This window comes from Variovorax sp. GW822-FHT04E09 (assembly GCF_058800845.1).
Genome location: NZ_JBXAMR010000004.1, coordinates 468,638 through 494,841 on the forward strand (window position 1 = coordinate 468,638; position 26,204 = coordinate 494,841).

Below are 26,204 nucleotides of genomic sequence, written 5' to 3' on the forward strand. Positions count from 1 at the left end.
CAGCCATGAGTCATCGCCAGCCCGTCCGGGTGGCCGACCGCCACGCCTTCGATTCGATCATCGACGCCCGCTCGCCCGCCGAGTTCGCGCTCGACCACATCCCCGGCGCCATCAACTGCCCCGTGCTCAACGACGAGGAGCGCCACATCGTCGGCACGGTCTACGTGCAGACCGGCGCCTTCGAGGCGCGCCGCATCGGCGGTGCCATGGTGGCGGCCAACATCGCGACGCACCTGCGCGACACGCTGGCCGACCGGCCCGAGAAGTGGAAGCCGCTGGTCTACTGCTGGCGCGGTGGCATGCGCAGCGGCTCGATGGTCACGTGGCTGCGGCTCGTGGGCTGGGACGCGCAGCAGCTCGCGGGCGGCTACAAGAGCTTTCGCCGCCACGTGATCTCGCAGCTCGACGCACTGACGCCGCAGCTCGACCTGCGCGTGGTCTGCGGCGCCACCGGCAGCGCCAAGACGCGCGTGCTGCACGCGCTGGCCGAACGCGGCGCACAGGTGCTCGACCTGGAAGCCTTCGCCAACCACAAGGGCTCGCTGCTCGGCGCGCTGCCGGGCGTGCCGCAGCCTTCGCAGAAGCACTTCGAGACCCGCATCGCGACCGTGCTCGAAGCCATCGACCTCTCGCGCCCGCTGTATGTCGAGGGCGAGAGCGTGCGCATCGGGCGGCTGTCGCTGCCGCTGTCGCTGGTGGCGCAGATGCGCGCCGCGCCGTGCATCGAGGTGGAAGCCACGCCCGAGGCGCGGCTGGCCTACCTGCTGCGCGACTACGCCTACCTGGGCGACGACCGCGCGGCGCTCGCCGAGAAGATGGGCGTGCTCAAGGAACTGCAGGGCAAGGAAACGGTGACGCGCTGGCAGCAGTGGGCCCACGAGGCCGACCTGCCACACCTGTTCGCCGAGCTGATGTCCTTGCACTACGACCCGCACTACCAGAAGTCGCAGGAGACGCACTTTCGCGCGTGGGCCAGGCGCCAGAGCGTGGGGGCGACCGACCTCTCGGATCAGGGCATCGAGGCCGTGGCCGACGCGGTGCTGGCGCTCGGCGCACCGAGCCCGTCGGCGTAAAGCACGCCGCGCGGCGCGCGGCACAGCCCCCAGAAACGCAGGCCGCTGAGCTCGGCCATGCGCACGCCCATCGCGGTCGGCGCCGAGATGGTCGCCATCGCCGCGATGCCCAGGCGCGCGCACTTACGCACCAGCTCGTGGCTGCCGCGGCTGGACATCAGCACGAAGCCGGGCTCCTGCAGCCGATTCGCACGCGCCAGCGCGCCGAGCAGCTTGTCGAGCGCGTTGTGGCGGCCCACGTCTTCCATCAGGTCGGTGAGTTCGCCGTCGACCGTGGCCCAGGCCGCCGCGTGGATCGCGCCAGCTTCGGCGTTGAGCACCTGGCGCGGCGGCATGGCGGCGAAGGCGCGCAGCACGGTGGCCAGGTCGATGCGTTCGATCCAGTCGCGCGGCGGTACGCGCTGCGGCGACAGGTCGAGCCCCGCGAAGCTTTCGACGCCGCACACGCCGCAGCCGGTGCGGCCCGCGAGGCTGCGGCGCCGGTCCTTCAGGCGTTCGAAGCTGCGCGTGGACACTTCGAGCTGCACCTCGATGCCCGGCATGCCTTCGGGCAGCCCCGCATCGAGGGCCTCGACCGTTCGCACGTCGATGCCGCGGCAGTCGGCGGCGCTGTCGAGGATGCCTTCGCTGAGCGCAAAGCCCAGCGCGAAGGCCTCGAGGTCTTGCGGCGTGGCCATCATCACCGCGTGCGAGACGCCGTTGAACACCAGCGCCACCGGCACCTCGGCAGCCAGCGTGTCGTCGCGCACCACGCCCTCAGGCGCGAGGCCGCGCTCGCCGAAGACGTGCACGGCATGCCGCGCGAGAGGCGGCAGGGCGTCGGGTTCGGGGGTGTCTGTCATGGCCGCGGCCATTGTCCGCTCAGCCGGGTTTTTCGTCAGCCGGCAGGCGCTCGAGCACCGCGCGCCCGGCGTCGGTGAGGTGTGCGACCCAGCGATCGTCCAGCTGCACCACGCGCACCCAGCCGGGTCCACGCACGCCGCCCAGCGCGGCGTCGCCCATCAACGTGAGCTGGCGCATGACCACGCTCGCGCCCTGCCCCAGCCGCTTGCCCAGGCGCGGCAGCGACATGCCGCCTTCGCCGGGCGCTTCAGCGAGCGCGCGCAGGATCGCGATGGAAAAGGCGTCGGCATCGAACCCGGAATCGCTCATGCCGCCACGGCGTCGGCCTCCGCCGCGACCGGCGCCACATGCAGCGACAGCACCACGGGGATCGACTTGGAGGTCGGCGTGCCCGCGTTCTCGGCCACCGACGAGAGCGGCACCAGCGGGTTCGTCTCGGGGTAGTAGGCCGCGAGATTGCCGCGCGGGATGTCGTAGGCGACCAGCTTGAAGCGATCCGCACGCCGCTCCTGCCCGTCGCTCCACACGGTCTGGATGTCGACCCAGTCGCCGTCCTTCATACCGAGCTGGCGGATGTCGTCGGTGTGGATGAACACCACGCGGCGCTGGCCGAACACGCCGCGGTAGCGGTCGTCCATGCCGTAGATGGTGGTGTTGTACTGGTCGTGCGAGCGCGTGGTGAGCAGCGTGAACACCAGCGTGTCGCGCTGCGACGCGAAGCGCGCACGGGCCCGGTGGGCGTGCGTGTCCAGCGGCACGGCGTGCGTGAAGAACACGGCCTTCTTCGACGCGGTGGCCCACACGCGCTCGCTCGCCGTGTTGCGCAGGCGGAAGCCGCCGGGGTGCGCCACGCGCGCGTTGAAGTCCTTGAAGTCGTCGAACACGGCTTCGATCTTGTCGCGGATGCGGGCGTAGTCTTCGACGAGCCAGAGCCACGGCGTCCTGCTGCGCGCGCCGATGGTGGCCGCGGCCAGGCGCGCGACGATGGCCGGCTCGGACAGCAGATGCTCCGACGCGGGCGGGTTGATGCCCATCGAGATGTGGACCATGCTCATCGAGTCTTCGACCGTCACGCCCTGCGGGCCGTTCGCCTGCATGTCGATCTCGGTGCGGCCCAGGCACGGCAGGATGAGCGCCTCGCGTCCGTGGATGATGTGGCTGCGGTTGAGCTTGGTGGTCACGTGCACCGTGAGGTCGCACTGCTGCAGCGCCTTCCAGGTCTGGTAGGTGTCGGGCGTGGCGGCCGCGAAGTTGCCGCCCAGCGCGAAGAACACCTTGCCCTTGCCGTCGAGCATGAGCTGGATCGCCTCGACCGTGTCCACGCCGTTCTGGCGCGGCGGCTCGAAGCCGAACACCTGCTGCAGCCGGTCGAGCAGCGCGGCCGGCGGCTTTTCCCAGATGCCCATGGTGCGGTCGCCCTGCACGTTGCTGTGGCCGCGCACCGGGCAGGCGCCTGCACCTTCGCGGCCCATGTGGCCGCACAGCATGAGCCAGTTGCCGAGCATCTGGATCGTGGCCACCGAATGCTGGTGCTGCGTGATGCCCATGCCCCAGCAGGCGATGACGCGCTTGGCGCCCAGGTACACGTCGGCCGCCGCGCGGATCTGCGCTTCGCTCAGGCCCGACTCCTGCACCAGCAGCAGCCACGATTCGGCGCGCAGGTCGTCGGCCAGCGCCTCGAAACCCAGGGTGTGCTCGGCGATGAATGCGTGGTCGAGCACCGAGGGCTCGCCGCGCGCCACCGCCGCGTCTTCGCGCTCGATGACGTGCTTCATCATCCCCTTCACGGCCGCGAAGTCGCCGCCCACGCGCAGCTGGAAGTAATGCGTGCTGATCGGCGTGGAGCCCAGCGTGGCCATCTCCAGCTTGTCCTGCGGGTCGGCAAAGCGCTCCAGCCCGCGCTCGCGCAGCGGGTTGAAGCTCACGATGCGCGCGCCGCGCTTGGAGGCCGCGCGCAGCTCGCCGAGCATGCGTGGGTGGTTGGTGCCCGGGTTCTGGCCGAAGATGAAGATCGCGTCGGCCTTCTCGAAGTCTTCCAGCGTGACCGTGCCCTTGCCCACACCCAGCTGCGGGCGCATGCCGCTGCCGCTGGGCTCGTGGCACATGTTCGAGCAGTCGGGAAAGTTGTTGGTGCCGTACTCGCGCACGAACAGCTGGTACAGGAAGGCCGCCTCGTTGCTCGCGCGGCCCGAGGTGTAGAAGATGGCCTGGTTCGGGTCGGGCAGCGCGTTCAGGTGCTGCGCAATGCGCGCGAAGGCGTCGTCCCAGTCGATGGGCACGTACTTGTCGCTGGCCGCGTCGTAGGCCATGGGGTGCGTGAGCCGGCCCTGGTCTTCGAGCCAGAAGTCGCTCTGCTGGGCCAGCTCGGCCACCGTGTGCTTGGCGAACAGCTCCGGGCCGGCGCGCCGCGCGGTGGCCTCGGCGGCCACGGCCTTCACGCCGTTCTCGCAGAACTCGAAGGTCGAGGCATGGTTGCGGTCGGGCCAGGCGCAGCCGGGGCAGTCGAAACCGTCGGGCTGGTTGGCCGAGAGCAGCGTCTTCGCGCCCTTGACCGGAATGTCCTGCCGCAGCAGCGCATTGGTCACGCTGCGCAACGCGCCCCAGCCACCGGCGGGGCCCTTGTAAAACTCGATCTTCTGCTCGCTCATGGCGGCAGTGTTGGCCTGCGGGGGCGTGGCGTCAAATTGAATCGCGACATGCGGCGATTCAAAATGGAAATGACGAAGGTTCAGGCCTCGCGCGCGCCACCCATCAGCAAACCCCGCAGCTTGCTGCGCAGCGGCGTCTCCTCGACCTCCTGCACCCCGGCAATCTCCCGCAGCGCAAAGTCGCGGCTGTCGGCGTTGTGCAGGTCGATCTCCCGCACCACCTGCCCGTCCTTGTAGACAAAGGCCACGTCGGCCAGGGCGAGCACGTCCTCGATGTCGTGCGTGATCATCAAAACCGGAATGCCCCATTGCTTGCGCACCTGCGCGAGTTCGTTGCGCAGCTCGGCGCGCAGCATGGGGTTGAGCGCGGCAAAGGGTTCGTCGAGCAGCAGCACCTGCGGCTCGCAGGCCAGCGCGCGCGCCAGGGCCACGCGCTGCTGCTGGCCGCCCGAGAGTTTCTGCGGCCGGCTGTCGGCCAGCGCGGCGAGGCCGAAGCTGGCCAGCAGCGCCTGCACGCGCTCGGCGTCGCGGGCCGGCAGCGTGCGGCGGTGCCACGCGGTGAGCCCGAAGGCCACGTTCTCGCGCACCGTGAGGTGCGGGAACAGCGCGTAGTTCTGGAACAGGTAGCCAATGCGGCGCGCCGGCGCGGGCACGTCGATGCGCTGCGCCGCGTCGTACAGCGTGCGGCCGTCGAGCCGCACATGGCCCGCGGACGGATGCAGCAGGCCGGCGATGGCCTGCAGGGTCAGCGACTTGCCGGCCCCCGAGGGGCCGTAGAGCGCGGCAAAGGGAACGTCGGTCTGGAAGCGCACGGCGAGGTCGAAGCGCCGGGCCCCGTCCTTCACCGTGAGCTGCAGATCGACATCGATCATGGCTTGCCGAAACCGTAGCGCGCGAGCACTTCCTGGGCCGCGGGCGTCGACAGGAAGGCGATGAAGTCGCCGGCCAGCGCCTTCTGCTTGCTCTCGGCCACCACGGCGATGGGGTAGGTCACGGGCGTGTGGCCGGTGGGCGTGAAGGCGACCTTGACCTTGTCGCCGGCCACGGCCGCGTCGGTGCGGTAGACGAAACCGGCCTCGACCTCGCCGCGGCTCACGTAGTCGAGCACCTGGCGCACGCTGTCGGCCTGCACGAACTTGGGTTCGAGCACGGTCCAGAGCTTGGCGTTGTCCAGCACCTGCTTGGTGTAGCGGCCGACCGGCACGGTGGCGGTCTTGCCGACGGCGATCTTCTTCACGCTGGCGCCGCTCAGGTCCTGCAGCGACTTCAGGCCGACGGCGCCCTGCGCAGGCTCGACCAGCACGAGGCTGTTGGTGACGAAGTCCTTGCGGGTGGCGGTGTCGATGAGCTTCTGGTCGTTGCCGCGGTTCATCGTCTCCTGGTCGGCGCTGGCGAACACGTCGACCGGCGCGCCCTGCCCGATCTGCTGCAGCAGCACGCCCGAGGCGGCGAAGTTGAAGCGCACGGTGCTGCCGGCCTTGGCGGCTTCGAACTTGGGACCGATTTCCTTGAACGCGTCGGTCAGGCTCGCGGCGGCGGACACGGTGATCTGCTGCGCGGCTGCAGCAAACGGCAGGGCCAGGGCGAGCACGACGGACAAAAGACGCAACGGACGCATGGGCACAGTCTCCTGGAAAAAGGGGGAATCAACGAAGCGAAAAGAAACGGTTCGACACGACCAGCACGGCAATCGACAGCACCGACGTGACGACCACCAGCAGCAGCGCCAGGTCGTCGTGGCCGGCCTGCACGGCGTCGTAGATGGCCATCGACAGGGTCTGGGTCTGCTTGGGAATGGAGCCGGCCACCATCAGCGAGGCGCCGAACTCGCCCATGGCGCGCGCGAACGCGAGCAGCGTGCCGGCCAGGATGCCGGGCCAGGCCAGCGGCAGCGTGACGCGCAGGAACACCGAGAACGGCGACTGGCGCAAGGTGCTGGCGGCGGCCTCGAGCGAGCGGTCGACGTTCGAGAACGCGGCGCTGGCCGACTTGAGCACCAGCGGCAACGCCACCACGGCCGACGCCACCACGGCGCCGTGCCAGCTGAAGATGATGGTGTAGTCGAAGTGCTCGCGCAGCCACGCGCCGAGCGGGCTGTGCCGCCCCGCCGCCACCAGGATGGCGTAGCCGATCACCGTGGGCGGCAGCACCAGCGGCAGCATGAACACGGCCTCGAGCACGCCCGAGCCGACGAACTGCTTGCGCGCGAACACCCAGCCCAGCGCCACGCCCACGACCAGCGCCAGCAAGGTCGCGACCGCCGCGACCTGCAGCGACAGGACCAGCGGCGACCAGTCGGTGGTGGCGATGAGCGAAGAGGTGGTCGTCGTGTTCATTGAGATACGGCGCAATTGTTACATGAGCGGCCTTCTGGTTCCCACGGGGATGCACGGATGCGCCGGTCTTCATATACTGGCGGATACAGCGTTGGAGACTTTGTCCATCCGCCCCATGCGCCTTTCCCCTCATGACACCGTTGTCCGCTCGACCTCCGGCAGGCCCGAGCTTCGCCATGTGACGCAGGTGCACGAATGGCGCATCGAACGCACGCTGGACGCCGGCGGCTTCGTGCTGTCGATCATCGCGCCGGGCGGCGAGAGCCAGTCGTTCCTGGTCGCGCCGGGCGACGCGCAGGACATCGGCGAGGTGCTGCGCCGCAGCGCCGCGTGGACCGACCGGCGCGGGCCATGACGGCCATGTGGCGCCACATGACGGGTGCGGAACGCATCCTCGAAGTCCTGCTGACGCGGCGATCGGTCTCGCCGCGGCGGCTGCAATCGCCTGGCCCGAACCCCGACGAACTCGACGCCATCCTTCAGGCCGGCCTGCGCGCGCCCGACCACGGCGGGCTGCATCCGTGGCGCGTGATCGAGTTCCGCCCGCAGAACCGCGAGGCGCTCGCCTGGTGCTTCGAACAGGAAAAATTGCGCCGCGATCCGCTCGCCAGCCCGACCGACCTGCGGCGCGCCCGCGAGCACGCCACGCGCCCGCCGCTGTTGCTGGGCTTCGTGGTGTCGCCGCGCGAGCGCAGCAAGATCCCCGCGCGCGAGCAGTGGCTGGGCGCCGGCGCGGCGCTGGGCAACCTGCTGGCCGCCGCGCACCAGCTGGGCTACGGCGCCATCGTGCTCAGCGGCGAGCGCTGCTTCGACGAGACGCTGGTGCGCCAGGTCGGCGTGCAGCCGGGCGAGTACCTGGCGGGTTTCATCAGCATGGGCACGATCCGCGAGGCGCCGCCGCAGGCGCGCGAGACGCTGTCGCAGGACGTGTGGTCGTGCTGGCAGGGCGACCTGCTGCCGGGCGCGGCCGGCGATGCGTCAGGCGACGGCGATCAGTCCATCCGGCCGTCGGAGCGCGTGCGCGGCAGCTGATCGAGCCGCGCGCCGAACCAGCCCACGCGCTCGGTCTCGCGCACGTCGAAGCGCGGCACGTAGGGCTTGATGTCCAGCACGGGCGTGCCGTCGATCATGTCGTTGCCGCTGAAGTGCAGCGTCGTGCCCTCCACCGCCGTGAGCCGCACGATCGACAGGCCCAGCCGGTTGGGCCGCGCGGGCGCACGCGTGGCGAACACGCCGTGCGTGGCGTCGTCCAGGAAGGGCACCACCTCGAGCCGTTCGTGCGCGCAGCGGTGCAGGTGCGTCACGAGGATCAGGTAGTCGAAGCCTTCGATGTCGCGCAGCCCCGGCGCGAACTCGGCGAACACCTCCAGGCGCCCCACTTCGTCGGGCGCGCCGGCCGTCTGGATGGGCATGCCCGAGGTCTCGGTGAAGCGGCTGCGCACGATGCCGACCGGGCGGCAGACGACAGGATCGATGTCGGCGGCGTTCATGGCGCGAGCAGGCGCGTGAGCGCGCGAACGTCGGCCGCCGTCGCCAGGCGTGCGGCGTTCTCGATGGCGCGGTAGCGCTTCACGATGTCCTCGCCCACCGGCGTGAGCGCCGTGCCGCCGCCGCGCGAGCCGCCGGCGGCGGTGTTCACGGCCGGCGAGGCCAGCGTCTGGTTCATCTCGTCGATCAGCATCCACGCGCGGCGGTACGACATGCCGAGCAGGCGGGCCGCCGCCGAGATCGAGCCGGTCTCGGCCACGGCTTCGAGCACGGCGATCTTGCCGGGGCCGATGGCGATGGTGTCGTCCCGGTAGATGCGCAGGCGGAACTGGGCTTTGGATTTCATGATGGCGCGAAGGGTAAACCATCCAGGTGCCATCGGCACCCGTGCGCCGGGCTACGCGGCGTCGAGCGCGCCGCTGTGCTGACGCGCCTGCGCCTGCCACTCGGGCGTCTGCAAGAAGGCCAGCGCCGCATCGAGCGCGCGCGCGGGCCGCACGCCCTCCTGCGTCATGAAGCCGATGGGCGTGCGCACCTCGGGCGCCACCAGCGGCAGCGCCTCCAGTTCGCGGTGGCTGCGCACGGCCGCCACCATGGCGCCGGGCAGCACGCTGCTGACGGTGCCCACGCTCACGGCCAGTGCGAGCGTGAGCACCGAGTTGGTTTCGATGGCCGGCGCCACCGCGGCCACGCCGGCCTCGCGCAGGGCCTGGTCGATGATGGCGCGGTTGTGCATGTCGGGCGTGAGCAGGCACAGCGGCAGCGTGCCGGCCTCGGCCCAGGCGATGGGACGACCGATGCGCAGCCGGTCGGCCGAGGGTTTCTTCGCGCGCCGCAGCAAAAAGTAGTGCTCGATGCTCTGCGGCCAGGCCTTGAGCTTGACGCCCGGCAGGTGCATGCGCTCGGTGTAGCCCAGCGCGAGGTCGACCGAGAGGTTTTCCAGGCCCGTCTCCAGCTCCTGCGAGCTCATGGAAAGCACGGCCGGCACGATGCCCGGATGGCGCTGCTGCAGCATCGCGGCAAAGCGCGACAGCATCGGGATCGCGGTGGGCACGGCGGCCATGCGCAGGCGCCCGCGCGGGTCGCCGGCCTCGCTGCGCAGCTCCTGCAGCAGCACCTCGTTGTCGCGCAGCATGCGCTGCGCCGTGGCCAGCACGCGCTCGCCTTCGTGCGTGAGGCCCACGTACACGCGGGAGCGCTTGACGATGACGACGCCGAACTCGCCTTCCAGCGCGCGCAGCGCATTGGAAAGGGCCGGCTGCGTGATGTGGCAGGCCTGCGCGGCGCGACCGAAATGCTTGTGCTCGCTGAGTGCGACGAGGTAGCGCATCGAGGCGAGCAGGTTCATTGCGTGCGTCCTTTTTCTTCTTGCGGGCTCGCGTCCGGGGCGCCTGCGCAGGCCCTCGCCCTGCCCCGCCTGTGCCTCAGGTGTTCTTGCTGATCGAGATCGTCGGGAACTTCGCCGAGAAGTCCTTCGCCTTCTCCGCGATCCCCACCGCCACGCTGCGCGCCACGGCCTTGTAGAGCCCGGCCACTTCGCCGTCGGGGTCGGACACCACCGTGGGCGCCCCGCTGTCCGCCTGCAGGCGGATGTTGATGTCCAGCGGCAGCGCGCCCAGGTAGGCCATCTGGTACTCGGCCGCCATCTTCTTGCCGCCGTCGGCGCCGAAGATGTGCTCGGCATGGCCGCAGTTGGAGCAGATGTGCACCGCCATGTTCTCCACGATGCCCAGGATCGGCACGCCGACCTTCTCGAACATCTGGATGCCCTTGCGCGCGTCGAGCAGCGCAATGTCCTGCGGCGTGGTGACGATCACCGCGCCCGTCATCGGCACGCGCTGGCTCAGCGTGAGCTGGATGTCGCCGGTGCCCGGCGGCATGTCGACGATCAGGTAGTCGAGGTCTTTCCAGTTGGTCTGGCGCAGCAGCTGCTCGAGCGCCTGCGTGGCCATGGGGCCGCGCCAGATCATGGCCTGGTCGGCGTCGACCAGGAAGCCGATCGACATCACCTGCACGCCATGGCGCTCCTTGGGCTCCATGTTCTTGCCGTCGATGCTCTCGGGGCGACCGTCCAGGCCCATCATCATGGGCTGGCTCGGGCCGTAGATGTCGGCGTCGAGCAGGCCCACGCTGGCGCCCTCGGCGGCCAGCGCCAGCGCCAGGTTGGCGGCCGTGGTGCTCTTGCCCACGCCACCCTTGCCCGAGGCCACGGCCACGATGTTGCGCACGTTGGGCATCAGCTGCACGCCGCGCTGCACCGCATGGCTGATGACCTTGGTGACGATGTTGACCGACACGTTCTCCACGCCCGGCACGGCCTTGGCCGCGGCCACCAGCGACTTGCGGATGGCCGCGTGCTGGCTCTTGGCGGGGTAGCCCAGTTCGAGGTCGAACGAGACATCGCCCTCGGCGATCTGCAGGTTTTTGAGCGAGCGGGTCGCTGCGAATTCTTTGCCGGTGTTAGGGTCCGTGACGCTCTTGAGTGCGTCCATGAGCCCGTCGGGGGTGAGTGCCATTGATCAAACTCCTGAATGGCGGGTAGTCTATTCCGCCCGCCAAGCCCGTACCGGGACGCGCTCATTTCCCGTCCGAAAAACGCCGAAGAAGAAAAGACACCGACGCAATGCCCGAGACAAGCCCCGCCACCGGCCTGCTGCTGACAGGCGGCGGCGCCCGCGCCGCCTACCAGGTCGGCGTGCTCGAAGCCATCGCCGAGATCCGGCGCGACGCCGTGGCGGCGGGTGCGGCCATCGGCGGCGGCAACCCGTTCCAGATCATCACCGGCACCTCGGCCGGCGCCATCAACGCCGCGGCGCTGGCCTGCGGCGCCGACGACTTCGACCGCGTGGTCGCGCACATCGCGCAGGTCTGGGGCGAGTTCCGCGCCGAGCAGATCTACCGCGCCGACTCGCTCTCGGTGCTCGGCAGCGGCGCGCGCTGGCGCATGCTGCTCGGGCTGGGGCGCTTTGCGGCCAACTGGATGCGCATCAAGCCGAAGTCGCTGCTCGACAACTCCCCGCTGGCCGGCCTGCTGCAGCGCCTGGTGCCGCTGGACCGCCTGCCGACGCTCATGCAGCAGGGCCACGTGCAGGCGCTGGCGGTCACGGCCTCGAGCTACAGCTCAGGCGAGCACGTGACCTTCTTCGAGGCGGCCGTGCCGATGGAGCCCTGGGTGCGCTCGCAGCGCCTGTCGGTGCGCGACCGCATCACGCACGCGCACCTGATGGCCTCGTCGGCCATTCCCTTCGTGTTCCCGGCCACGGCGCTGCCGATGCCGCCGGGCCACACCGAGTACTTCGGCGACGGCTCGATGCGCCAGTCGGCGCCCATCGCGGCGGCGATCCACCTGGGCGCGCAGCGCATCGTGGTGATCGGCGCGGGCCGCATGCACGAGCCGCGCGACGAGGCCGCGCCCAACACCCACAGCGGCTACCCGACCATGGCGCAGATCGCGGGCCATGCGCTGTCGAGCATCTTCCTCGATGCGCTGGCGGTCGACATCGAGCGCCTGCGCCGCATCAATCACACGCTGGGCCTCATTCCCGAAGAGGCGCGCGCAGCGAGTGCGCTGCGCCCGCTCGACCTGCTGGTGATCTCGCCGTCGGAGCGCATCGACATGATCGCGGCGCGCCACGTCGACGCGCTGCCGGGCGCCGTGCGGCACCTGCTGGGCGGCTCGAAGGTCGCGGCCGACGTGAAGGGCGGCGCGCTCGCCAGCTACCTGCTGTTCGAGTCGGCCTACACGCGCGAACTCATGGCGCTCGGGCGCGCGGACGCGATGCGCCAGCGCGACGAGGTGCTGCGGTTCTTCGGGTGGGTGCCGAAATGACGGCGCACGCGGCCGGCTGACCGCGCGCCGCTCAGTCCGCCTCGTCCAGCAGCCCCAGCACCACGTCCAGCAGCACGTTCGCGCCCTGCGCCAGGTCGGCGCTCGCCGTGAGCTCCTTCGGGTTGTGGCTGATGCCGCGCACGCTCGGCACGAAGACCATGGCGGCGGGCGCGATGCGCGCCATCATCTGCGCGTCGTGGCCCGCGCCCGAGGTCATGCGGCGGTGGCTCAGGCCGCGGGCGTGCGCGCTGGCCTCGACGAGGCGCACCAGCCGTTCATCGAACTGCACCGGCTCGAAGCGCGCCAGCGTGCGGGCTTCGATGGTCACGCCTTCGGTTGTTTCGAGCTGCCGCAGGTAGTCGGCGAGTTCAGCCTCGGCGTCCTGCAACGTCGCTTCATCGGTGTTGCGCAGGTCGACCGTGAGCGTGGCGCGTGCCGCGATCACGTTGATGAGGTTCGGGTGCAGGTCGATCGCGCCGACGGTCGCGACCTGGCTGCCGCCGTAGCGGCGTGCCAACTCGCGCACGAACACCGCGATAGCCGCGGCGCAGTAGCCGGCGTCGTGGCGCAGGTGCATGGGCGTCGTGCCCGCATGGTTCGACTGGCCGGTGACGACGATCTCCTGCCACGAGATGCCCTGCAGGTCAGCCACCGCGCCGATGGTGACGCCTTCGGCCTCGAGCACCGGGCCCTGCTCGATGTGCAGTTCGACGAACGCATGCGGCACCAGCGCGCCGCAGGCCATGTCGCCCGCGTAGCCGATGCGCGCGAGTTCGTCGCCCAGCCGCGCGCCGTCGGTGGCGACGGTATCGAGCGCCGCCTCGAGCGCCAGCCCGCCCGCGTGCACCAGCGAGCCCATCATGTCGGGCATGAAGCGCACGCCCTCCTCGTTGGTGAACGCGGCGACCACGAAGGGGCGCAGCGTCTGGCGCTGGCGTTCGTTGAGCCAGCGCACCACCTCCAGGCCGGCCAGCACGCCGTAGTTGCCGTCGTAGCGCCCGCCCGTGGCGACGGTGTCGATGTGCGAGCCGGTCATCACAGGCTTCGCATCGGGCAGCTGACCGGGGCGGATGCCGAAGATATTGCCGATGCGGTCGATGCGCACGGTGAGGCCCAGGTCGCGCATCCACTGTACGAGCCGGTCGCGGCCCGCGCGGTCGGCATCGGTGAGCGCGATGCGGCAGACGCCGCCCTGCGCCGTCGCGCCGATGGCGGCGTGCTCGTCGATGCGCGCCATCAACGCCGCTTCGGCGATGCCTTCGCGTTGCAGCCATTGCGCCTGCGCCGCCACGACTTCTTCGCCTGTGCGGCCGGTCAGCGCGCGGTACACGCCGGGCGCGGTCGCGCCTTCGGTGCTGAACAGCAGCACGCGCGAGCTGGCGTCGAGGCCGGCGGCGCGCGCCAGTTCGGGATCGGCCGCGAGCACCTGCAGCGCAGCCAGGCCGGCCGCGCCGGATTCGCCGACCTGCACGGGCACGTCGCCCGCCTCGCCGGTGGCGAAGGTGCGCATGGCGTGCTCGGCGTCGGCATCGGTGACGGTCATGAAGAGATCGACCGAGGGTTGGAGGAAGCGCCACGCGAGCGGCGAGGTCTCGCCGCAGGCCAGTCCCGCCATCACCGAATCGACGCTGCCGGTGGCGCGGTCGGGCCGGCCGCTGCGCGCGCTCTGCAGCAGGCAGTCGGCCTGCTCGGGTTCGACGACGATCAGCGTCGGCCGCGCGGCGCCGTAGCGCTCCCAGACATGGCTGGCCACGCCGGCCGCGAGCCCGCCGACGCCGCCCTGCACGATGACGTGGGTGAAGGGGCATGGCGCACCGGGCGCGGTGTTCTCGAGCAGCTCGTCGACGAGGATGCCGTAGCCCTGCATCACGTCGCGAGGAATCTCTTCGTAGCCTTCGTAGGAGGTGTCGGAGACGACCTCCCAGCCGTTCACCCCAGCCAGGCGCGCGGCCTCTTCGACCGAGACGTCGTAGTTGCCGGCGATGCGCACGATCTCCGCGCCGAGCGCGGCGATGGGTGCCTCGCGCTCCTCGCTGACCTGCGCGTGCAGCACGATCACGCAGCGGCAGCCCATGCTCTGCGCGGCCGCGGCCAGTGCGCGTCCATGGTTGCCGTCGGTCGCGCTGATGACGACGAAGTCGCGCAGCGCCTCGGCGTGCCGGCCCGCGAACAGGGCGGCGGGCGTCCAACCCCGTTCGGGCCAGCGGCGCAGCACCAGGCGCAGCAAGGCCACGGGCGCACCGAGCACCTTGAAGCTGCCGAGCGCGGAGCGGCGCGACTCGTCCTTCACGATGACCTGTGCGATGCCCAGTTGCGCGGCGAGCCGGGGCAGCGGCCACGCCGGTGTCGGCTGCGGCGAGAGCCGGTCCCAGGTGGACAGCCACTGGCGGCTCTCGCGGCCGCGTGCGATGTTCATGACGGCCTGCAGGGCCGCGTCGTAGCCGCGCCGTTGCGCGTGAGGGTTGGCGAAGAGCATGGGAAGAAAACCGGAAAAGAAGAATGGATCAGGCGGCGGTGCGCACGGGAAGCCGCTGGCGCACGATCTGCGCGAAGTAGCGCGCGCCCGTGGTCAGCACCGCGTCGTTGAAGTCGTAGCGGCCGTTGTGCAGCGGCGTGCCGCCGGGCTCGCCCTCGGCGCCGTTGCCCAGGAAGACGAAGGCGCCCGGCACGGCGCGCAGGAAGGCACCGAAGTCTTCCGAGATCATCATCGGCGCGACATTCGCGTCGACCTTTTCGGCGCCCACGACGGCCGTCGCGGCGGCCACCGCGGTCGGCACGCACTCGGCCCAGTTCACGGTGGGCGCGAACTCGTGCGTGTAGCTGAACGTGCACTCCGCGCCGTGCATGCGGCAGATGCCTTCGCTGATCTCGCGCATGCGCGTCTCGAGCATGCGCTGCACGGCCGGGTCGTAGCTGCGCGTGTCGCCCTTGATGACCACGTTCGACGGAATCGCGTTGCGGATGCCGTCGGTGATGAACTCGGTGCACGACACCACGGCCTGCGCGCCGGGGTCGAGCGTGCGCGAGACGATGGTCTGCAGCGCCAGCACGATCTGCGCGCCGATCACGATCGGGTCGATGCCCATGTGCGGCCGTGCGGCGTGCGTGCCCCGGCCGTGGATGTGGATGACGAAGTTGTCCTCGCTCGCCATCAGCCCGCCCGTGCGCGTGGCGAAGGTGCCGGCGGGCAGGCCGGGCATGTTGTGCAGGCCGTAGATCTCGTCGACCGGGAAGCGCTCGAACAGGCCGTCGTCCATCATGGTCCGGGCGCCGCGGCCGTGCTCTTCGGCGGGCTGGAAGATGAAGCGCACGGTGCCGTCGAAATCGCGCCGCTCGCGCAGCAGCTGCGCGGCGCCGAGCACCATCGCCATGTGGCCGTCGTGGCCGCAGGCGTGCATGCGCCCGGGCGTGCCGGAGGCGTAGGGCCGCTCGGTCGCCAGCTCGGTGATGGCCAGCGCGTCCATCTCCGCGCGCAGGCCGATCACGCCCGGCCCGCTGCCCACCGTGAGGCTGGCGACCAGCCCGGTGCCGCCGATGCCCGTGTGCACCTCGAGCCCCAGCGCCCGCAGCGCGCTGGCAATGAAGGCCGAGGTCTTCGCCTCCTCGAAGCCGGTCTCGGGCATCGCATGCAGCTGGTGCCGCCAGCCGGCCAGCTGGTCGCGCAGGGGTGCGTCAGGAAACTTCATGGCGAGATGCTATTGACAACGCAGCGGGACAGGTGCGCAAAATGAGCCGCTGCCACGCAACGTTTTTGCGCGAAGCCAGCCCTTTCTTTCTCATGACACCCCTCGACGCCCTCGACCTGCGCCTGCTCGAACTGATCCAGGCCGACAGCCGTCTCTCGCAGGGCGAACTGGGCGAGCGCATCCACCTGTCGACGGCGGCGGTGAACCGCCGGCTCAAGCGCCTGCGCGACGAGGGCGTGATCCAGCGCCACGGCGCCGTGCTGTCGCCCGCCGCGCTCGGGCACCCGCTCACCATCGTGGTCGAGGTCGAGGCCGAGAGCGAGCAGATCGAACGGCTCGACGCCATGAAGCAAAGCTTTCGCGACTGCCCGCAGGTGCAGCAGTGCTACTACGTGACGGGCGAGTGGGACTTCATCCTCGTGTGCGTGGTGCGCGACATGGCGCAGTACACCGCGCTCACCCGTCAGCTGTTTTTCCAGAGCAACAACGTCAAGCGCTTTCGCACGCTGGTGACGATGGACCCGGTGAAGGTGAGCCTGGACGTGCCGGTGTCGGCGGGGGCCTGAGCGCGGGTCAGGAACCCAGGCCGAACAGCGCCAGCAGGCCCAGGACGAACCAGCCGGCCTTCTTGGCGGCGTCGGCACTTTCCTTCGAGATCGGCCACAGCTTGGCGCGGCGCCAGGCCCTGAAGTTGTTGGCCACCGCCAGGCCCACGCCGACCAGCAGCAGCAGCGGCATGTTCCACGCGGCAGCGCCGATACCCGACAGCACGATGATCAACAGGCCCGCCGTCCAGATGCCGTTCGACGTGCTGGCCAGCACATGCGAGAGCTTGCCGCAGAGCCCGCACGCCGCCGGCGAGCCGCGGCTCGAAAGGCGCTTGGCCATGGCGGCGATGCCCGGCTGGCGGCAATGGGGACAGGCGTAGGTCATGCGGCTCCCGCGAACGACGTGGAAGCCGACGATAGCCGATCGGCTCAGCGCGCCGACAGCATCGACCGCAGCATCAACAGCACCGCGCCGACGATCGGCGCCAGCGCCAGCAGCCGACCAGGTTCGAAGGCCAGCCCTGCGACCGCGCCGAGCAGGCAGCCGGCCTTGACCCACATCGGCACCGCGCCCCAGCCGCGCCCATGGGTCACGGCGAGCGCGACCAGGGCGACCCAGCCGACCGCGCCGCCAAGGACCGACAGCGTCCAGCTCAGCAGGTAGAACGCCGAGTCGGCGTCACGGAACGCGAGGGCCGTGCCCAGGCCGCGCCAGGTGTGCCACCAGCCGTCGAACAGCAGGAAGCCGGTGGCCGAGGCGGCCCACCAGAAGAAGGCGTAGAGGCTGGCCACGCCGGCCAGGGCCGCCAGCCCGCCCAGCAGGCGGCGGGTGATGTCGTCGAAGGGCGCGGGGTCGCGCCAGGTGGCCGTTTGTCCGTGGTCCATGCTCGGAGCTCCATTGGTTCGCAATGGGTCCGACGGTAGGCAGCGAATGTGCGGGCTGGATGAAGCCTGTGTGAAGCGCGGTATCAGGCTGTCGGCGCGTCGGGCGCAATGCCCAGTTCCGCGCACACGCGCCCCAGCAACGCCTTCAGCGATGCCACCTCGGCCTCCAGCCGCGCCACGTTGGCCTTGAGCGCCGCGACTTCGCCAAGCGAATCGCCGTGCGTGGCGAAGGCGCCGTCGCCCGTTGCGCCCGGCCCCGCCACCTCTTCCGCCGGCGGCCCGCTCAGCAGGTGCGCCCAGCGGCTCTCGCGCGCACCGGGCAGGCGCGCCAGCTTCACCACCAGCGCGCCGGCCGGGCGTTCGGCGAGTTCGTTGAGGAAGCCCTCGACCGACGAGATGTCGGCGAAGTTGTGCATGCGGTCGCAGGCGATGCGCAGTTCGCCGGCCGTCTGCGGGCCGCGCAGCATCAGCACGGTGAGCAGGATGACCGACTGCGACGGAATGCGCAGCACGCGGTCGGTGTTGTGCTCGTAGCGGAAGGCGCGCCCGCCGCTGGTCTCGGCCACGAGGCTGTAGCCCTTCAGGCTGTCGATGGCGGCCTGCACCTGCGACTCGCTGAGTTCGAGCACCGGGTTGCGGCTGGTCTTCTGGTTGCAGCCCGACACCAGCGAGTTGAGCGTGAGCGGGTAGCTGTCGGGCACGGTGCGCTGCTTTTCGGCCAGCACGCCGAGAACGCGGGTTTCGAGGAGGGACAGGACGGGCAGCGGTGTGGACATGGCTCGGGAAGAAGGAGACAGGGACAGAAGTGAAAAGGCAGCCGGGCCTCAGGGCGCCACCACGGCCAGCATCGGCCCGAGGTCGCGCACGAAGTCGTTGCGCTGCAGTGTCTTCGAATAGATCGCCGACACGGTGCCGTCGAGGTACAACGCCTCGCGGCAATGCAGGACATCGCGCAAGTACAGCGCGAAGTCGTAGAAATTCACCGGCGTCTCGGCGAGGACGAAGACCGCGGTGGTGCCCGACACGCACACGCCGTTGCGGGTCTTGCGCGAATCTGAATTCGGAATGAGCGCCGGGTGCACCGCGCCGTGGCGCAGCAGCAGCGGGCCCGACTGGGTCGCTAGGTGCACACCGCCCTTCGCAGCGATCGACGGGTATTCCGACGCCTCGACGATGCGCGGCCCCTCGGCCGTCACCAGGAACACGCCGTTGGGCTTGCGAAAGAAATTGCCGACGCCGTCGGCCAGATTCAAAGGTGCTTCTTCACGGCCTTCGCGCACCAGCAGGCCGACGGGTGCGAAGTCGGCGTGGTACATGCCGGCGTTCGCCGCGAACAGCAGTTGTTTGTTGCGCGCCTTCAGCCAGGCCTCGAGCCGGTCGAAGCGCTTGAAGGCGGCACCGGTGTCGTCGTTCAGGAACAGCGCCAGCTTGTCGGTGCGCAGGTCGACCTTGACGACGGTGTAGCGCGGCGGCGCGTCCACCGCGCCGGCGGCGGACCACGCCAGGCCGGCGAGCAGGAAGACCAGCGCAGGCAGCAGCAGTTTTTTCATGCGACGACCTGGGCTGCCCTTTTCTTGCTCAGCCGCCGTTGATGCGTGCGACCAGCGCCTTCGTGAAGGCCGCCGTGCCGGCGCTGCCGCCGAGGTCGCCGGTGCGCACGTTGTCCAGGTTGAGCGTCTGGTCGATGGCGGTGCGCAGGCGCGTGGCCAGTTCGGGCCGCTTGACGTGGTCGAGCATGAGCGCGGCCGCCAGCATCAGCGCGATCGGGTTGGCGATGCCCTTGCCGGCGATGTCGGGCGCCGAGCCGTGCACGGCCTCGAAGATCGCGGCGTTGGTGCCGATGTTGGCGCCGGGCGCCATGCCCAGGCCGCCGACCAGGCCGGCCACGAGGTCCGAGAGGATGTCGCCGAACAGGTTGGTGGTCACCAGCATGTCGAACTGCCAGGGGTTGAGCACCAGCTTCATCGCGCAGGCGTCGATGATCACGGTGTCGAGCTCGAACTGGCCCTTGTACTTCTCTTCGTACAGGTCCAGGCCTGTCTCCAGGAAGATGCCGGTGAGCGCCTTCATGATGTTGGCCTTGTGCACCAGCGTGACCTTCTTGCGGCCGGTGGCCACGGCGGTGTCGAACGCGTATTCGAGGATGCGGCGGCTGCCCTTGCGGGTGTTGACGCCGGTGGCCATGGCCACGGCGTGCGGGTCGCCGTCGATGGGCACGTAGTGCTCGTGGCCGATGTACAGGCCCTCGAGGTTCTCGCGCACCACGGTCAGGTCGATGTTGTCGTAGCGCCCGCCCGGGATGATGGTGCGTGCGGGGCGCAGGTTGGCGTACAGCTGGAACTCCTCGCGCAGGCGCACGTTCGACGAGCGGTAGCCGCCGCCCGAGGGGGTTTCGAGCGGGCCCTTGAGCGCCAGGCGGGTGCTGCGGATGCTGTCCAGCGTGGCCTTGGGCAGCGGGTCGCCCGAGGCCTTGACGCCGCCCAGGCCGGCGATCTGGGTGTCCCACACGAAAGGCGCCTTCAGCGCATCGAGCGCGGCCAGGGTCGCGTCGACGATTTCGGGGCCGATGCCGTCGCCGGGGATGAGGGTTGCGGGGATCGAGGTGGTCATCGGCGGCGGCTCACTTTCAGTAAAGAGGCTGCGAGCATACGTCGCACGGGCGACACCCCCGCGGCCTTCGGGGTCACTCCGGGTACCCCGCGGCCGAGGTGAGCAGCCCCATGGCGGCGGCCGCGGGACGGGCCGCCTAAAATGCCCGGTTCCCGGACGCGGCCCCTGGCCGCCTCCACGGGCCCCGCGCCCCTTCCGTTCGTCACTCCCGAAAGCGCCCTCCCCGATGTCCGCCCCGCGCAAGCTCTTCGTCACCACCGCCCTGCCGTATGCCAACGGCAAGTTCCACATCGGCCACATGATGGAATACATCCAGGCCGACATCTGGGTGCGGAACCAGCGAATGAATGGCGCCGACGTCAACTTCGTGTGCGCCGACGACGCGCACGGCGCGGCCATCACCATCGCGGCCGACAAGGCCGGGGTGACGCCGCAGGCCTTCGTGGCCGAGATCGCCGCGGGCCGCAAGCCCTACCTGGATGGCTACCACATCGCCTTCGACAACTGGCACTCGACCGACGCGCCCGAGAACCACCAGCTGGCGCAGGACATCTACCGCGACCTGCGCGCCAACGGCCTCATCGAGACCAAGAGCGTCGAGCAGTTCTACGACCCGGCCAAGGGCATGTTCCTGGCCGACCGTTTCATCAAGGGCGAGTGCCCCAACTGCCACTCGAAGGACCAGTACGGCGACAACTGCGAGGTGTGCGGCGCCGTGTACGCGCCCACCGAGCTGATCAACCCCTACTCGGCGCTGTCGGGCGCCAAGCCCGAGCTGCGCAGTTCGGAGCACTTCTTCTTCAAGCTGTCGGACCCGCGCTGCGAGGCCTACCTGAAGGAATGGACCGCCGCCCCCGGCCACGTGCAGCCTGAGGTGCAGAACAAGATTCGCGAGTGGCTCTACAAGGACGACGAAGGCAAGGGCGGCCTGGGCGACTGGGACATCAGCCGCGACGCGCCCTACTTCGGCATCGAGATCCCCGATGCGCCGGGCAAGTACTTCTATGTGTGGCTCGACGCGCCCGTGGGCTACCTGGCCTCGCTCAAGAACCTGCTGGACAAGCGCTGCATCGAGCTGGGCGGCGACGGCATCTCGTACACCGAGTACATGGCCGACCCCGAGCTGGAGCAGGTGCACTTCATCGGCAAGGACATCATCACCTTCCACACGCTGTTCTGGCCCGCGATGCTGCACTTCAGCGGCCGCAAGGCGCCCAATGCCGTGTACGTGCACGGCCACCTGACGGTGAGCGGCGAGAAGATGAGCAAGAGCCGCGGCACCGGCATCGATCCGCTCAAGTACCTGTCGATCGGGCTCGACCCCGAATGGCTGCGCTACTACATCGCCGCCAAGCTCAACGGCCGCAACGAGGACATCGACTTCAACCCCGACGACTTCGTGGCGCGCGTGAACAGCGACCTCGTGGGCAAGTACATCAACATCGCCAGCCGCGCGGCCGGCTTCATCGGCAAGCGCTTCGGCGGCCAGCTGGGTGCGGTGTCGGCCGACGGCGAAACGCTGCTGTCCACGCTGCGCGCCGCCGCCACGCAGGTGCAGTCGCTGTACGACGGCCGCGACTACGCCCGCGCGCTGCGCGAGGTGATGGCGCTGGCCGACAAGGTGAACGAGTACGTCGACCAGAACAAGCCCTGGGAACTGGCCAAGAAGGAAGGCGCCGAGGCGCGCCTGCACGACGTGTGCACGGTGTGCATCGAGGCCTTCCGCCTGCTCACGCTGTACCTGAAGCCCGTGCTGCCGGCGCTGGCCGTGAACGTCGAGGCCTTCCTGAAGATCGCCCCGCTGACCTGGGCCGACGCCGCGCAGGCCCTGCCGGCCGGCCACGCCATCGGCGACTACAAGCACCTGATGCAGCGCGCCGACCCCAAGCAGGTCGACAAGCTGTTCGACGTGCCTGAAGCCGCGGCTGCCGCGCCCGTTGCCACGGAAGCGCAAGAGCTGCCCGGCGGCGAAGCCATCGCGCCGACCATCACCATCGACGACTTCGCGAAGATCGACCTGCGCATCGCGAAGATCGTGGCCTGCGAGAAGGTCGAGGGCTCGACCAAGCTGCTGCGCCTGACGCTCGACGCGGGCGAAGGCAAGACGCGCAACGTGTTCAGCGGCATCGCCTCGGCCTACCAACCCGAGCAGCTCGTGGGCAAGCTCACGGTGCTGGTCGCCAACCTCGCGCCGCGCAAGATGAAGTTCGGCGTCAGCGAAGGCATGGTGCTGGCCGCGAGCCACGGCGACGAAAAGGCCCACCCGGGCATCCACGTGCTCGAGCCCTGGGCGGGCGCGACGCCGGGCATGCGCGTGCGCTGACCCGACCACGCAAAGAAGAACTAGCCGAACTTGTTGTTCAACACGAGGTCGGCGAACACCTTGCCGCCCACCGAGATGTGGTCGCGCATCGCCTCCGCGGCGTTGTCCGCGTGGCCTTTCAGAATCCACTCGACCACGCGTTCGTGCTCCCGCTGTGAAGCGGCGAGCCGGCCGGGCTTCTCGAACATCCGCCCACGGTAGGCCGAGATGCGCAGCCGCACGGTCTGCGCCTGCTCCACGATGAAGGGGTTGCCGCTGGCGCGGTAGATCACGTCGTGCAGCGCGGCGTTGGCCTGCTGGTAGGCCTCGGCGTCGTCCGCCTGCGCCTGCGCGGCGGTGCCGGCCAGGGCACGCAGCAGCTCCTCGCGCAGCGCCGGGCCGATGCGCAGCGCGGCCAGCCGCGCCAGCACGCCTTCGAGCTCGCCGAGCGCTTCCATCATCGCCACCAGTTCGTTCGCCCGCAGCTGGCGCACGTAGATGCCGGTGCGCGGAACGATGTCGACCAGCCCGCGCGCACTGAGCAGCAGCAGCGCCTCGCGCACCGGCGTGCGCGAGGTGTTGAAGCTCAGGGCCAGGGCCTTTTCGTCGATGGCCATGCCGGGCGACAGCACGCCGCCCAGGATGTCTTGTTCGAGCCGGGCGCGGATGCGGTCCTGCAGGCTGTGGGTGTCGAGGGTTTTCGCGGGTTGCATGGCGATCTGGATATTAGCTAACCTTACAGATATATCAATTCATCTGTTTGGTACATCAATGTCTCCCACCCTCGCGATCGACGGCCATGTGGCCTATCTGACGCTGCACCGTCCCCAGGCCGCCAACAAGCTCACGCCGGACGATCTTCCCGTGCTGATCCAGCATGTGGACACAGTGAACCGCACGCCCGAGGTGCTGGTGCTGGTCCTGCGCGCCGAGGGCAAGTACTTCTGCAGCGGGTTTGATATATCAGAGGTGGCCACCCAGAGCCAGACCGAAGGCCGCAGCTTCGGCGAGATGGTCGATGTGTTCGAAAACTGCCGCGCCGTCACCATCGCGGCGGTGCATGGCGGCGTGTACGGCGGCGCGACCGACCTCGTGCTGGCCTGCGACTTCCGCGTGGGCACCCGCAGCGCCGAGATGTTCATGCCGGCCGCCCGGCTCGGCCTGCACTACTACCAGAGCGGCATGGAGCGCTACGTGTCGCGGCTGGGGCTGGACACGGCCAAGCGCCTCTTTCTTACCGCCGAGAAGCTCGACGGCGCCGCCATGCGCGACTGCGGCTTTCTCACGCAGCTGGTCGACGACGCCGCCGCGCTCGACGCCGAGGTGCAGCGCCTGCGCACCGTGCTCGCGGGCATGGCGCCGCTGGCGCTGCTGGGCATGAAGAAGCACCTGAACCAGATCGCGCGCGGCACCGCCGACGGGGCCGCGATCTCGCGCGAGGTGCAGCGCACCGTCGCGTCCGAAGACCTCGCCGAGGGCGGCCGGGCCTGGCGCGAGAAGCGCACGCCGGTGTTTCAGGGCCGCTGAGCGCGCCCGCCCTTCCCTACACAAGACCCAGGAGACAAACCCATGAAGCAAGAACTGCGAGCCCTCTCGTTCGTCGCCGCCGCGCTGCTGGCCTCGGCCGGCGCACTGGCCGACACCTACCCCTCGCGCCCGATCACGCTGCTGGTGGGCTTCCCCGCCGGCGGCGGCGCCGACACCGTGGCGCGCATCGTCGGCGACAAGCTGGGCAAGCTGCTCGGCCAGCCGATCGTCATCGACAACAAGCCGGGCGCCGGCACCACCATCGCATCGGACCAGGTCGCGCGCGCCGCGCCCGACGGCTACACGCTGCTGCTGGGCAGCGCCAACCTCTACGGCAGCGACAAGCTGCTCTACAAGAGCGTGAAATACGACGGTGCAAAGAGCTTCGTGCCGATCTCGCGCTGGAGCTCGGCGCCGATGCTGCTGGCGGTGAACAAGGACGTGAGCGCCAAGACCGTGCAGGCGCTGATCGCCGAGGCGCGGCAGAACCCCGGCAAGCTGGCGTACTCGTCGTCGGGCGCGGGCGTGGTGACGCACCTGGCGGGCCTGTCGTTCGAGAAGGCGGCCGGCGTGCAGATGCTGCACGTGCCGTACAAGGGCGGCGCGCCGTCGATCCAGGCCGTGGCCGCGGGCGACGTGCAGCTCACCTTCGGCACGCCGCCCTCGGTGCTGCCGATGGCGCAGGGCCAGAAGCTGCGCGTGCTGGCCGTCACCTCGGGCCAGCGCTCGCCGCTCTTTCCCGACGTGCCCAGCGTGGCCGAGGCCGGCGTGAAGGGCTACGACTACACCTTCTGGTTCGGCCTCTTCGGCCCGGCCGGCCTGCCGCCGGAGGTGGCGCAGAAACTGTTCGACGCCAGCGTGGCGGCACTGAACGACCCCGAGGTCAAGGCGCGGATGGAGAAGTCGGGCAACGAGTCGGCGCCCTCGAAGTCGCTGGCCGAATTCCGTGCCTGGGCCTTGGCCGAAGGCGCGAAGTCGAAGGAACTCACCGAGCGCTCGGGCGCGAGCGTCGAATGAGCACGCACGCACCCAAGGCGGGCCCGCTGCAGGGCTTCACCGTCATCGACCTCACGCGCGTGCTCGCGGGCCCGTACTGCACGCTGCTGCTCGCCGACCTGGGCGCGCGCGTCATCAAGGTGGAACAACCCGGCCTGGGCGACGACGCGCGGCAGATCGGCCCCTTCGTCGAGGGCGACTCGGCCTATTTCATGTCGGTCAACCGCAACAAGGAGTCGATCGCGCTCGACCTGAAGGCGCCGGCCGACCGCGCGGTCTTCGAGCAGCTGCTGGCCACGGCCGACGTGCTGGTCGAGAACTTCCGGCCCGGCACGATGGAAAAGCTGGGCTACGACTGGCCGACGCTGCACGCGCGCTTTCCGAAACTGGTGTTCACCTCGGTCTCGGGCTTCGGCCAGACCGGGCCCTACAGCAGGCGCCCCGCCTACGACATGGTGGTGCAGGCGATGGGCGGCATCATGAGCCTCACCGGCCACCCGGGCGCGCCGCCGACGCGCGTGGGCGTGTCGATCGGCGACCTCGGCGCCGGCCTGTACGCGGCCGTCGGCACGCAGGCCGCGCTGCTGCAGCGCGGGCGCACGGGCGTGGGCGACCGGGTCGACGTGGCCATGCTCGACTGCCAGGTCGCGCTGCTCGAGAACGCGATCTCGCGCATGGAGGCCGAAGGCCGCGCGCCGGGACCGATCGGTTCGCGGCATCCGTCGATCACGCCCTTCGACGTGTTCCGCGCGGCCGACGGCTGGTTCGTGATCGCGGCGGGCAACGACCCGCTGTTCCAGCGCCTGTGCACTGCGCTCGAGCTGCCCGCGCTCGCCGGGGACGCGCGCTTTGCCACCAACCCGGCGCGCTGCCAGCACCACGAGGCGCTGAAGCAGTTGCTCGAAGAGCGCCTGTCGACCGCGCCCTGCGCGCACTGGCAGGCGCTGCTGATGCAGCACAACATTCCCACGGGCGACTACAACGACGTGGCCGCGGTGGTGAACGACCCGCAGGTGCAGGCGCGCGAGATGCTGGTGCAGGTGCGCACGCAGGGCGGCCAGCCGCTCACGGTGGCGGGCAACCCGGTGCACGTCGGCGGGCTGCGCACGCAGGTGCGGCGGCAACCGCCACGGCTGGACCAGGACCGCGAGGCGATCCTGGCGTCGCTCGCCCGATCCAGCGCTGCGGGTGCAGAATCCGCCCATGCAACGCAGTGACCGCCTCCGCCCCTTCGTCCTTTCCGCGCTCGGCCTCGCGGGTGCGCTGCTGCTGAGCGGCTGCGCGGTGGTCAGCGTCGCGAGCACCGCCGTGAGCGTGGGCGCCGGCGCGGTCGGCCTCGCAGCCGATGCCGCCATCGGCACCGCGCGCATCACCGGCAAGGCCGTGGGCGCGGCGGCCGACGCGGTGATTCCCGACAGCAAGGACTGACGGCC

Annotated in this window: 28 protein-coding genes and 1 pseudogene; 10 read left to right on the forward strand and 19 right to left on the reverse strand. The window is 70.1% G+C overall.

Going from position 1 to position 26,204, the window contains the following annotated elements:
* The first annotated feature begins 5 nt into the window (after nt 1-5).
* Complete coding sequence (mnmH, locus tag AC1RL8_RS19185; RefSeq protein ID WP_492685804.1) at nt 6-1,073, forward strand: tRNA 2-selenouridine(34) synthase MnmH; 1,068 nt, start codon at nt 6-8, stop codon at nt 1,071-1,073.
* On the opposite strand, the gene fdhD is transcribed toward mnmH, so the two are convergent.
* From fdhD to modB, 6 genes are all read right to left on the reverse strand, one after another.
* Nucleotides 1,010-1,915 carry a formate dehydrogenase accessory sulfurtransferase FdhD gene (gene fdhD, locus AC1RL8_RS19190; protein WP_492677318.1) on the reverse strand — a complete coding sequence of 302 codons (906 nt, stop codon included), beginning with the start codon at nt 1,913-1,915 and terminating at the stop codon, nt 1,010-1,012. The two genes, mnmH and fdhD, sit on opposite strands and share 64 nt — an antisense overlap.
* A 19-nt stretch (nt 1,916-1,934) precedes the next feature.
* Nucleotides 1,935-2,225, reverse strand: a complete 291-nt coding sequence (locus AC1RL8_RS19195) for a hypothetical protein (RefSeq protein WP_492685803.1) — start codon at nt 2,223-2,225, stop codon at nt 1,935-1,937.
* Nucleotides 2,222-4,564: an FdhF/YdeP family oxidoreductase gene (locus AC1RL8_RS19200; RefSeq protein ID WP_492685802.1), complete on the reverse strand. Its 2,343-nt coding sequence runs from the start codon at nt 4,562-4,564 to the stop codon at nt 2,222-2,224. The genes AC1RL8_RS19195 and AC1RL8_RS19200 overlap by 4 nt, the downstream gene beginning before the upstream one ends.
* A gap of 80 nt (nt 4,565-4,644) precedes the next feature.
* The gene (locus AC1RL8_RS19205; protein WP_095949325.1) at nt 4,645-5,436 is read right to left on the reverse strand and encodes an ABC transporter ATP-binding protein; all 792 of its coding nucleotides are present in this window, start codon (nt 5,434-5,436) and stop codon (nt 4,645-4,647) included.
* Nucleotides 5,433-6,182 (reverse strand): molybdate ABC transporter substrate-binding protein, encoded by a 750-nt coding sequence (gene modA, locus AC1RL8_RS19210; RefSeq protein WP_492685801.1) that lies wholly within the window; start codon nt 6,180-6,182, stop codon nt 5,433-5,435. The genes AC1RL8_RS19205 and modA overlap by 4 nt, the downstream gene beginning before the upstream one ends.
* Nucleotides 6,183-6,210: 28 nt before the next feature.
* Nucleotides 6,211-6,900, reverse strand: coding sequence for a molybdate ABC transporter permease subunit (gene modB, locus AC1RL8_RS19215; protein ID WP_447741697.1), 690 nt, complete (start codon nt 6,898-6,900; stop codon nt 6,211-6,213).
* Between the two features lie 115 nt (nt 6,901-7,015).
* On the opposite strand from modB, the gene AC1RL8_RS19220 reads away from it, so the two are divergent.
* Together AC1RL8_RS19220 and AC1RL8_RS19225 are read left to right on the forward strand one after the other, a co-directional pair.
* The gene (locus tag AC1RL8_RS19220) at nt 7,016-7,255 is read left to right on the forward strand and encodes a hypothetical protein (RefSeq protein WP_062478998.1); all 240 of its coding nucleotides are present in this window, start codon (nt 7,016-7,018) and stop codon (nt 7,253-7,255) included.
* The gene (locus AC1RL8_RS19225) at nt 7,252-7,932 is read left to right on the forward strand and encodes a nitroreductase family protein (protein ID WP_139700232.1); all 681 of its coding nucleotides are present in this window, start codon (nt 7,252-7,254) and stop codon (nt 7,930-7,932) included. Before AC1RL8_RS19220 ends, AC1RL8_RS19225 begins: the two co-directional genes overlap by 4 nt.
* Here the strand turns inward: AC1RL8_RS19225 and tsaA are convergent.
* The 4 genes from tsaA to apbC all read right to left on the reverse strand — a co-directional run bounded on the left by tsaA (nt 7,893) and on the right by apbC (nt 10,904).
* Nucleotides 7,893-8,390, reverse strand: coding sequence for a tRNA (N6-threonylcarbamoyladenosine(37)-N6)-methyltransferase TrmO (tsaA, locus tag AC1RL8_RS19230; protein WP_159274924.1), 498 nt, complete (start codon nt 8,388-8,390; stop codon nt 7,893-7,895). The two genes, AC1RL8_RS19225 and tsaA, sit on opposite strands and share 40 nt — an antisense overlap.
* Nucleotides 8,387-8,734, reverse strand: a complete 348-nt coding sequence (locus AC1RL8_RS19235; RefSeq protein WP_062478989.1) for a winged helix-turn-helix domain-containing protein — start codon at nt 8,732-8,734, stop codon at nt 8,387-8,389. Before AC1RL8_RS19235 ends, tsaA begins: the two co-directional genes overlap by 4 nt.
* Before the next feature lie 51 nt (nt 8,735-8,785).
* Complete coding sequence (locus AC1RL8_RS19240; protein ID WP_492685800.1) at nt 8,786-9,736, reverse strand: LysR substrate-binding domain-containing protein; 951 nt, start codon at nt 9,734-9,736, stop codon at nt 8,786-8,788.
* Between the two features lie 76 nt (nt 9,737-9,812).
* Nucleotides 9,813-10,904 (reverse strand): iron-sulfur cluster carrier protein ApbC, encoded by a 1,092-nt coding sequence (gene apbC / locus AC1RL8_RS19245; protein WP_062478984.1) that lies wholly within the window; start codon nt 10,902-10,904, stop codon nt 9,813-9,815.
* Between the two features lie 107 nt (nt 10,905-11,011).
* Between apbC and AC1RL8_RS19250 the strand changes: the two genes are divergently transcribed.
* On the forward strand, nt 11,012-12,217 hold the full coding sequence (locus tag AC1RL8_RS19250) for a patatin-like phospholipase family protein (protein WP_492685799.1): 1,206 nt from the start codon (nt 11,012-11,014) through the stop codon (nt 12,215-12,217).
* A gap of 31 nt (nt 12,218-12,248) precedes the next feature.
* Here the strand turns inward: AC1RL8_RS19250 and AC1RL8_RS19255 are convergent, their stop codons facing one another.
* The 3 genes and pseudogenes from AC1RL8_RS19255 to AC1RL8_RS19265 all read right to left on the reverse strand — a co-directional run bounded on the left by AC1RL8_RS19255 (nt 12,249) and on the right by AC1RL8_RS19265 (nt 15,903).
* The gene (locus AC1RL8_RS19255; protein WP_492686122.1) at nt 12,249-13,508 is read right to left on the reverse strand and encodes a M20 family metallo-hydrolase; all 1,260 of its coding nucleotides are present in this window, start codon (nt 13,506-13,508) and stop codon (nt 12,249-12,251) included.
* Nucleotides 13,494-14,693 (reverse strand): annotated as a pseudogene (locus AC1RL8_RS19260) (diaminopropionate ammonia-lyase); the annotation flags it as partial. The gene AC1RL8_RS19255 and the pseudogene AC1RL8_RS19260, both read right to left, overlap by 15 nt.
* A gap of 28 nt (nt 14,694-14,721) precedes the next feature.
* Nucleotides 14,722-15,903, reverse strand: a complete 1,182-nt coding sequence (locus AC1RL8_RS19265; RefSeq protein ID WP_492685798.1) for a M20 aminoacylase family protein — start codon at nt 15,901-15,903, stop codon at nt 14,722-14,724.
* Between the two features lie 92 nt (nt 15,904-15,995).
* Between AC1RL8_RS19265 and AC1RL8_RS19270 the strand changes: the two genes are divergently transcribed.
* Complete coding sequence (locus tag AC1RL8_RS19270; protein WP_492685797.1) at nt 15,996-16,469, forward strand: Lrp/AsnC family transcriptional regulator; 474 nt, start codon at nt 15,996-15,998, stop codon at nt 16,467-16,469.
* Nucleotides 16,470-16,476: 7 nt separating this feature from the next.
* Here the strand turns inward: AC1RL8_RS19270 and AC1RL8_RS19275 are convergent, their stop codons facing one another.
* The 5 genes from AC1RL8_RS19275 to AC1RL8_RS19295 form a co-directional block, all read right to left on the reverse strand.
* A complete protein-coding gene (locus AC1RL8_RS19275; protein ID WP_492685796.1) occupies nt 16,477-16,836 on the reverse strand; it encodes a hypothetical protein in 360 nt (119 codons plus the stop codon).
* Nucleotides 16,837-16,880: 44 nt separating this feature from the next.
* Nucleotides 16,881-17,336: a hypothetical protein gene (locus AC1RL8_RS19280; protein WP_492685795.1), complete on the reverse strand. Its 456-nt coding sequence runs from the start codon at nt 17,334-17,336 to the stop codon at nt 16,881-16,883.
* An 83-nt stretch (nt 17,337-17,419) separates the two neighbouring features.
* Entirely contained in the window at nt 17,420-18,112 is a 693-nt protein-coding gene (locus tag AC1RL8_RS19285) for a YceH family protein (RefSeq protein WP_492685794.1), read from the reverse strand.
* 48 nt (nt 18,113-18,160) lie between these two features.
* Entirely contained in the window at nt 18,161-18,886 is a 726-nt protein-coding gene (locus tag AC1RL8_RS19290; protein ID WP_492685793.1) for a phosphodiester glycosidase family protein, read from the reverse strand.
* 28 nt (nt 18,887-18,914) lie between these two features.
* Nucleotides 18,915-19,946: an isocitrate/isopropylmalate dehydrogenase family protein gene (locus AC1RL8_RS19295; RefSeq protein WP_354343042.1), complete on the reverse strand. Its 1,032-nt coding sequence runs from the start codon at nt 19,944-19,946 to the stop codon at nt 18,915-18,917.
* 226 nt (nt 19,947-20,172) lie between these two features.
* Between AC1RL8_RS19295 and metG the strand changes: the two genes are divergently transcribed.
* The gene (gene metG, locus AC1RL8_RS19300; protein WP_354343040.1) at nt 20,173-22,269 is read left to right on the forward strand and encodes a methionine--tRNA ligase; all 2,097 of its coding nucleotides are present in this window, start codon (nt 20,173-20,175) and stop codon (nt 22,267-22,269) included.
* A gap of 20 nt (nt 22,270-22,289) precedes the next feature.
* Here metG and AC1RL8_RS19305 read toward each other — a convergent pair whose 3' ends face one another.
* Entirely contained in the window at nt 22,290-22,961 is a 672-nt protein-coding gene (locus tag AC1RL8_RS19305; RefSeq protein ID WP_062478945.1) for a GntR family transcriptional regulator, read from the reverse strand.
* 58 nt (nt 22,962-23,019) lie between these two features.
* Here AC1RL8_RS19305 and AC1RL8_RS19310 point away from each other — a divergent pair, with 58 nt between their 5' ends.
* Genes AC1RL8_RS19310 through AC1RL8_RS19325 form a run of 4 tightly spaced genes read left to right on the forward strand, consistent with a single transcriptional unit; the run spans nt 23,020 to nt 26,199 of the window.
* Nucleotides 23,020-23,775: an enoyl-CoA hydratase/isomerase family protein gene (locus AC1RL8_RS19310; RefSeq protein WP_492685792.1), complete on the forward strand. Its 756-nt coding sequence runs from the start codon at nt 23,020-23,022 to the stop codon at nt 23,773-23,775.
* Between the two features lie 42 nt (nt 23,776-23,817).
* Nucleotides 23,818-24,792, forward strand: a complete 975-nt coding sequence (locus AC1RL8_RS19315; RefSeq protein WP_307696240.1) for a Bug family tripartite tricarboxylate transporter substrate binding protein — start codon at nt 23,818-23,820, stop codon at nt 24,790-24,792.
* A complete protein-coding gene (locus tag AC1RL8_RS19320) occupies nt 24,789-25,988 on the forward strand; it encodes a CaiB/BaiF CoA transferase family protein (protein WP_492685791.1) in 1,200 nt (399 codons plus the stop codon). The genes AC1RL8_RS19315 and AC1RL8_RS19320 overlap by 4 nt, the downstream gene beginning before the upstream one ends.
* On the forward strand, nt 25,975-26,199 hold the full coding sequence (locus tag AC1RL8_RS19325; protein ID WP_390346101.1) for a hypothetical protein: 225 nt from the start codon (nt 25,975-25,977) through the stop codon (nt 26,197-26,199). The genes AC1RL8_RS19320 and AC1RL8_RS19325 overlap by 14 nt, the downstream gene beginning before the upstream one ends.
* The last annotated feature ends 5 nt before the right edge of the window (nt 26,200-26,204 follow it).

Bases quoted from the DNA above. Each gene is read 5' to 3' on its own strand.
- mnmH (WP_492685804.1), top strand. From the start codon at position 6: ATGAGTCATCGCCAGCCCGTCCGGGTGGCCGACCGCCACGCCTTCGAT.
- fdhD (WP_492677318.1), bottom strand. From the start codon at position 1,915: ATGACAGACACCCCCGAACCCGACGCCCTGCCGCCTCTCGCGCGGCAT.
- AC1RL8_RS19195 (WP_492685803.1), bottom strand. From the start codon at position 2,225: ATGAGCGATTCCGGGTTCGATGCCGACGCCTTTTCCATCGCGATCCTG.
- AC1RL8_RS19200 (WP_492685802.1), bottom strand. From the start codon at position 4,564: ATGAGCGAGCAGAAGATCGAGTTTTACAAGGGCCCCGCCGGTGGCTGG.
- AC1RL8_RS19205 (WP_095949325.1), bottom strand. From the start codon at position 5,436: ATGATCGATGTCGATCTGCAGCTCACGGTGAAGGACGGGGCCCGGCGC.
- modA (WP_492685801.1), bottom strand. From the start codon at position 6,182: ATGCGTCCGTTGCGTCTTTTGTCCGTCGTGCTCGCCCTGGCCCTGCCG.
- modB (WP_447741697.1), bottom strand. From the start codon at position 6,900: ATGAACACGACGACCACCTCTTCGCTCATCGCCACCACCGACTGGTCG.
- AC1RL8_RS19220 (WP_062478998.1), top strand. From the start codon at position 7,016: ATGCGCCTTTCCCCTCATGACACCGTTGTCCGCTCGACCTCCGGCAGG.
- AC1RL8_RS19225 (WP_139700232.1), top strand. From the start codon at position 7,252: ATGACGGCCATGTGGCGCCACATGACGGGTGCGGAACGCATCCTCGAA.
- tsaA (WP_159274924.1), bottom strand. From the start codon at position 8,390: ATGAACGCCGCCGACATCGATCCTGTCGTCTGCCGCCCGGTCGGCATC.
- AC1RL8_RS19235 (WP_062478989.1), bottom strand. From the start codon at position 8,734: ATGAAATCCAAAGCCCAGTTCCGCCTGCGCATCTACCGGGACGACACC.
- AC1RL8_RS19240 (WP_492685800.1), bottom strand. From the start codon at position 9,736: ATGAACCTGCTCGCCTCGATGCGCTACCTCGTCGCACTCAGCGAGCAC.
- apbC (WP_062478984.1), bottom strand. From the start codon at position 10,904: ATGGCACTCACCCCCGACGGGCTCATGGACGCACTCAAGAGCGTCACG.
- AC1RL8_RS19250 (WP_492685799.1), top strand. From the start codon at position 11,012: ATGCCCGAGACAAGCCCCGCCACCGGCCTGCTGCTGACAGGCGGCGGC.
- AC1RL8_RS19265 (WP_492685798.1), bottom strand. From the start codon at position 15,903: ATGAAGTTTCCTGACGCACCCCTGCGCGACCAGCTGGCCGGCTGGCGG.
- AC1RL8_RS19270 (WP_492685797.1), top strand. From the start codon at position 15,996: ATGACACCCCTCGACGCCCTCGACCTGCGCCTGCTCGAACTGATCCAG.
- AC1RL8_RS19275 (WP_492685796.1), bottom strand. From the start codon at position 16,836: ATGACCTACGCCTGTCCCCATTGCCGCCAGCCGGGCATCGCCGCCATG.
- AC1RL8_RS19280 (WP_492685795.1), bottom strand. From the start codon at position 17,336: ATGGACCACGGACAAACGGCCACCTGGCGCGACCCCGCGCCCTTCGAC.
- AC1RL8_RS19285 (WP_492685794.1), bottom strand. From the start codon at position 18,112: ATGTCCACACCGCTGCCCGTCCTGTCCCTCCTCGAAACCCGCGTTCTC.
- AC1RL8_RS19290 (WP_492685793.1), bottom strand. From the start codon at position 18,886: ATGAAAAAACTGCTGCTGCCTGCGCTGGTCTTCCTGCTCGCCGGCCTG.
- AC1RL8_RS19295 (WP_354343042.1), bottom strand. From the start codon at position 19,946: ATGACCACCTCGATCCCCGCAACCCTCATCCCCGGCGACGGCATCGGC.
- metG (WP_354343040.1), top strand. From the start codon at position 20,173: ATGTCCGCCCCGCGCAAGCTCTTCGTCACCACCGCCCTGCCGTATGCC.
- AC1RL8_RS19305 (WP_062478945.1), bottom strand. From the start codon at position 22,961: ATGCAACCCGCGAAAACCCTCGACACCCACAGCCTGCAGGACCGCATC.
- AC1RL8_RS19310 (WP_492685792.1), top strand. From the start codon at position 23,020: ATGTCTCCCACCCTCGCGATCGACGGCCATGTGGCCTATCTGACGCTG.
- AC1RL8_RS19315 (WP_307696240.1), top strand. From the start codon at position 23,818: ATGAAGCAAGAACTGCGAGCCCTCTCGTTCGTCGCCGCCGCGCTGCTG.
- AC1RL8_RS19320 (WP_492685791.1), top strand. From the start codon at position 24,789: ATGAGCACGCACGCACCCAAGGCGGGCCCGCTGCAGGGCTTCACCGTC.
- AC1RL8_RS19325 (WP_390346101.1), top strand. From the start codon at position 25,975: ATGCAACGCAGTGACCGCCTCCGCCCCTTCGTCCTTTCCGCGCTCGGC.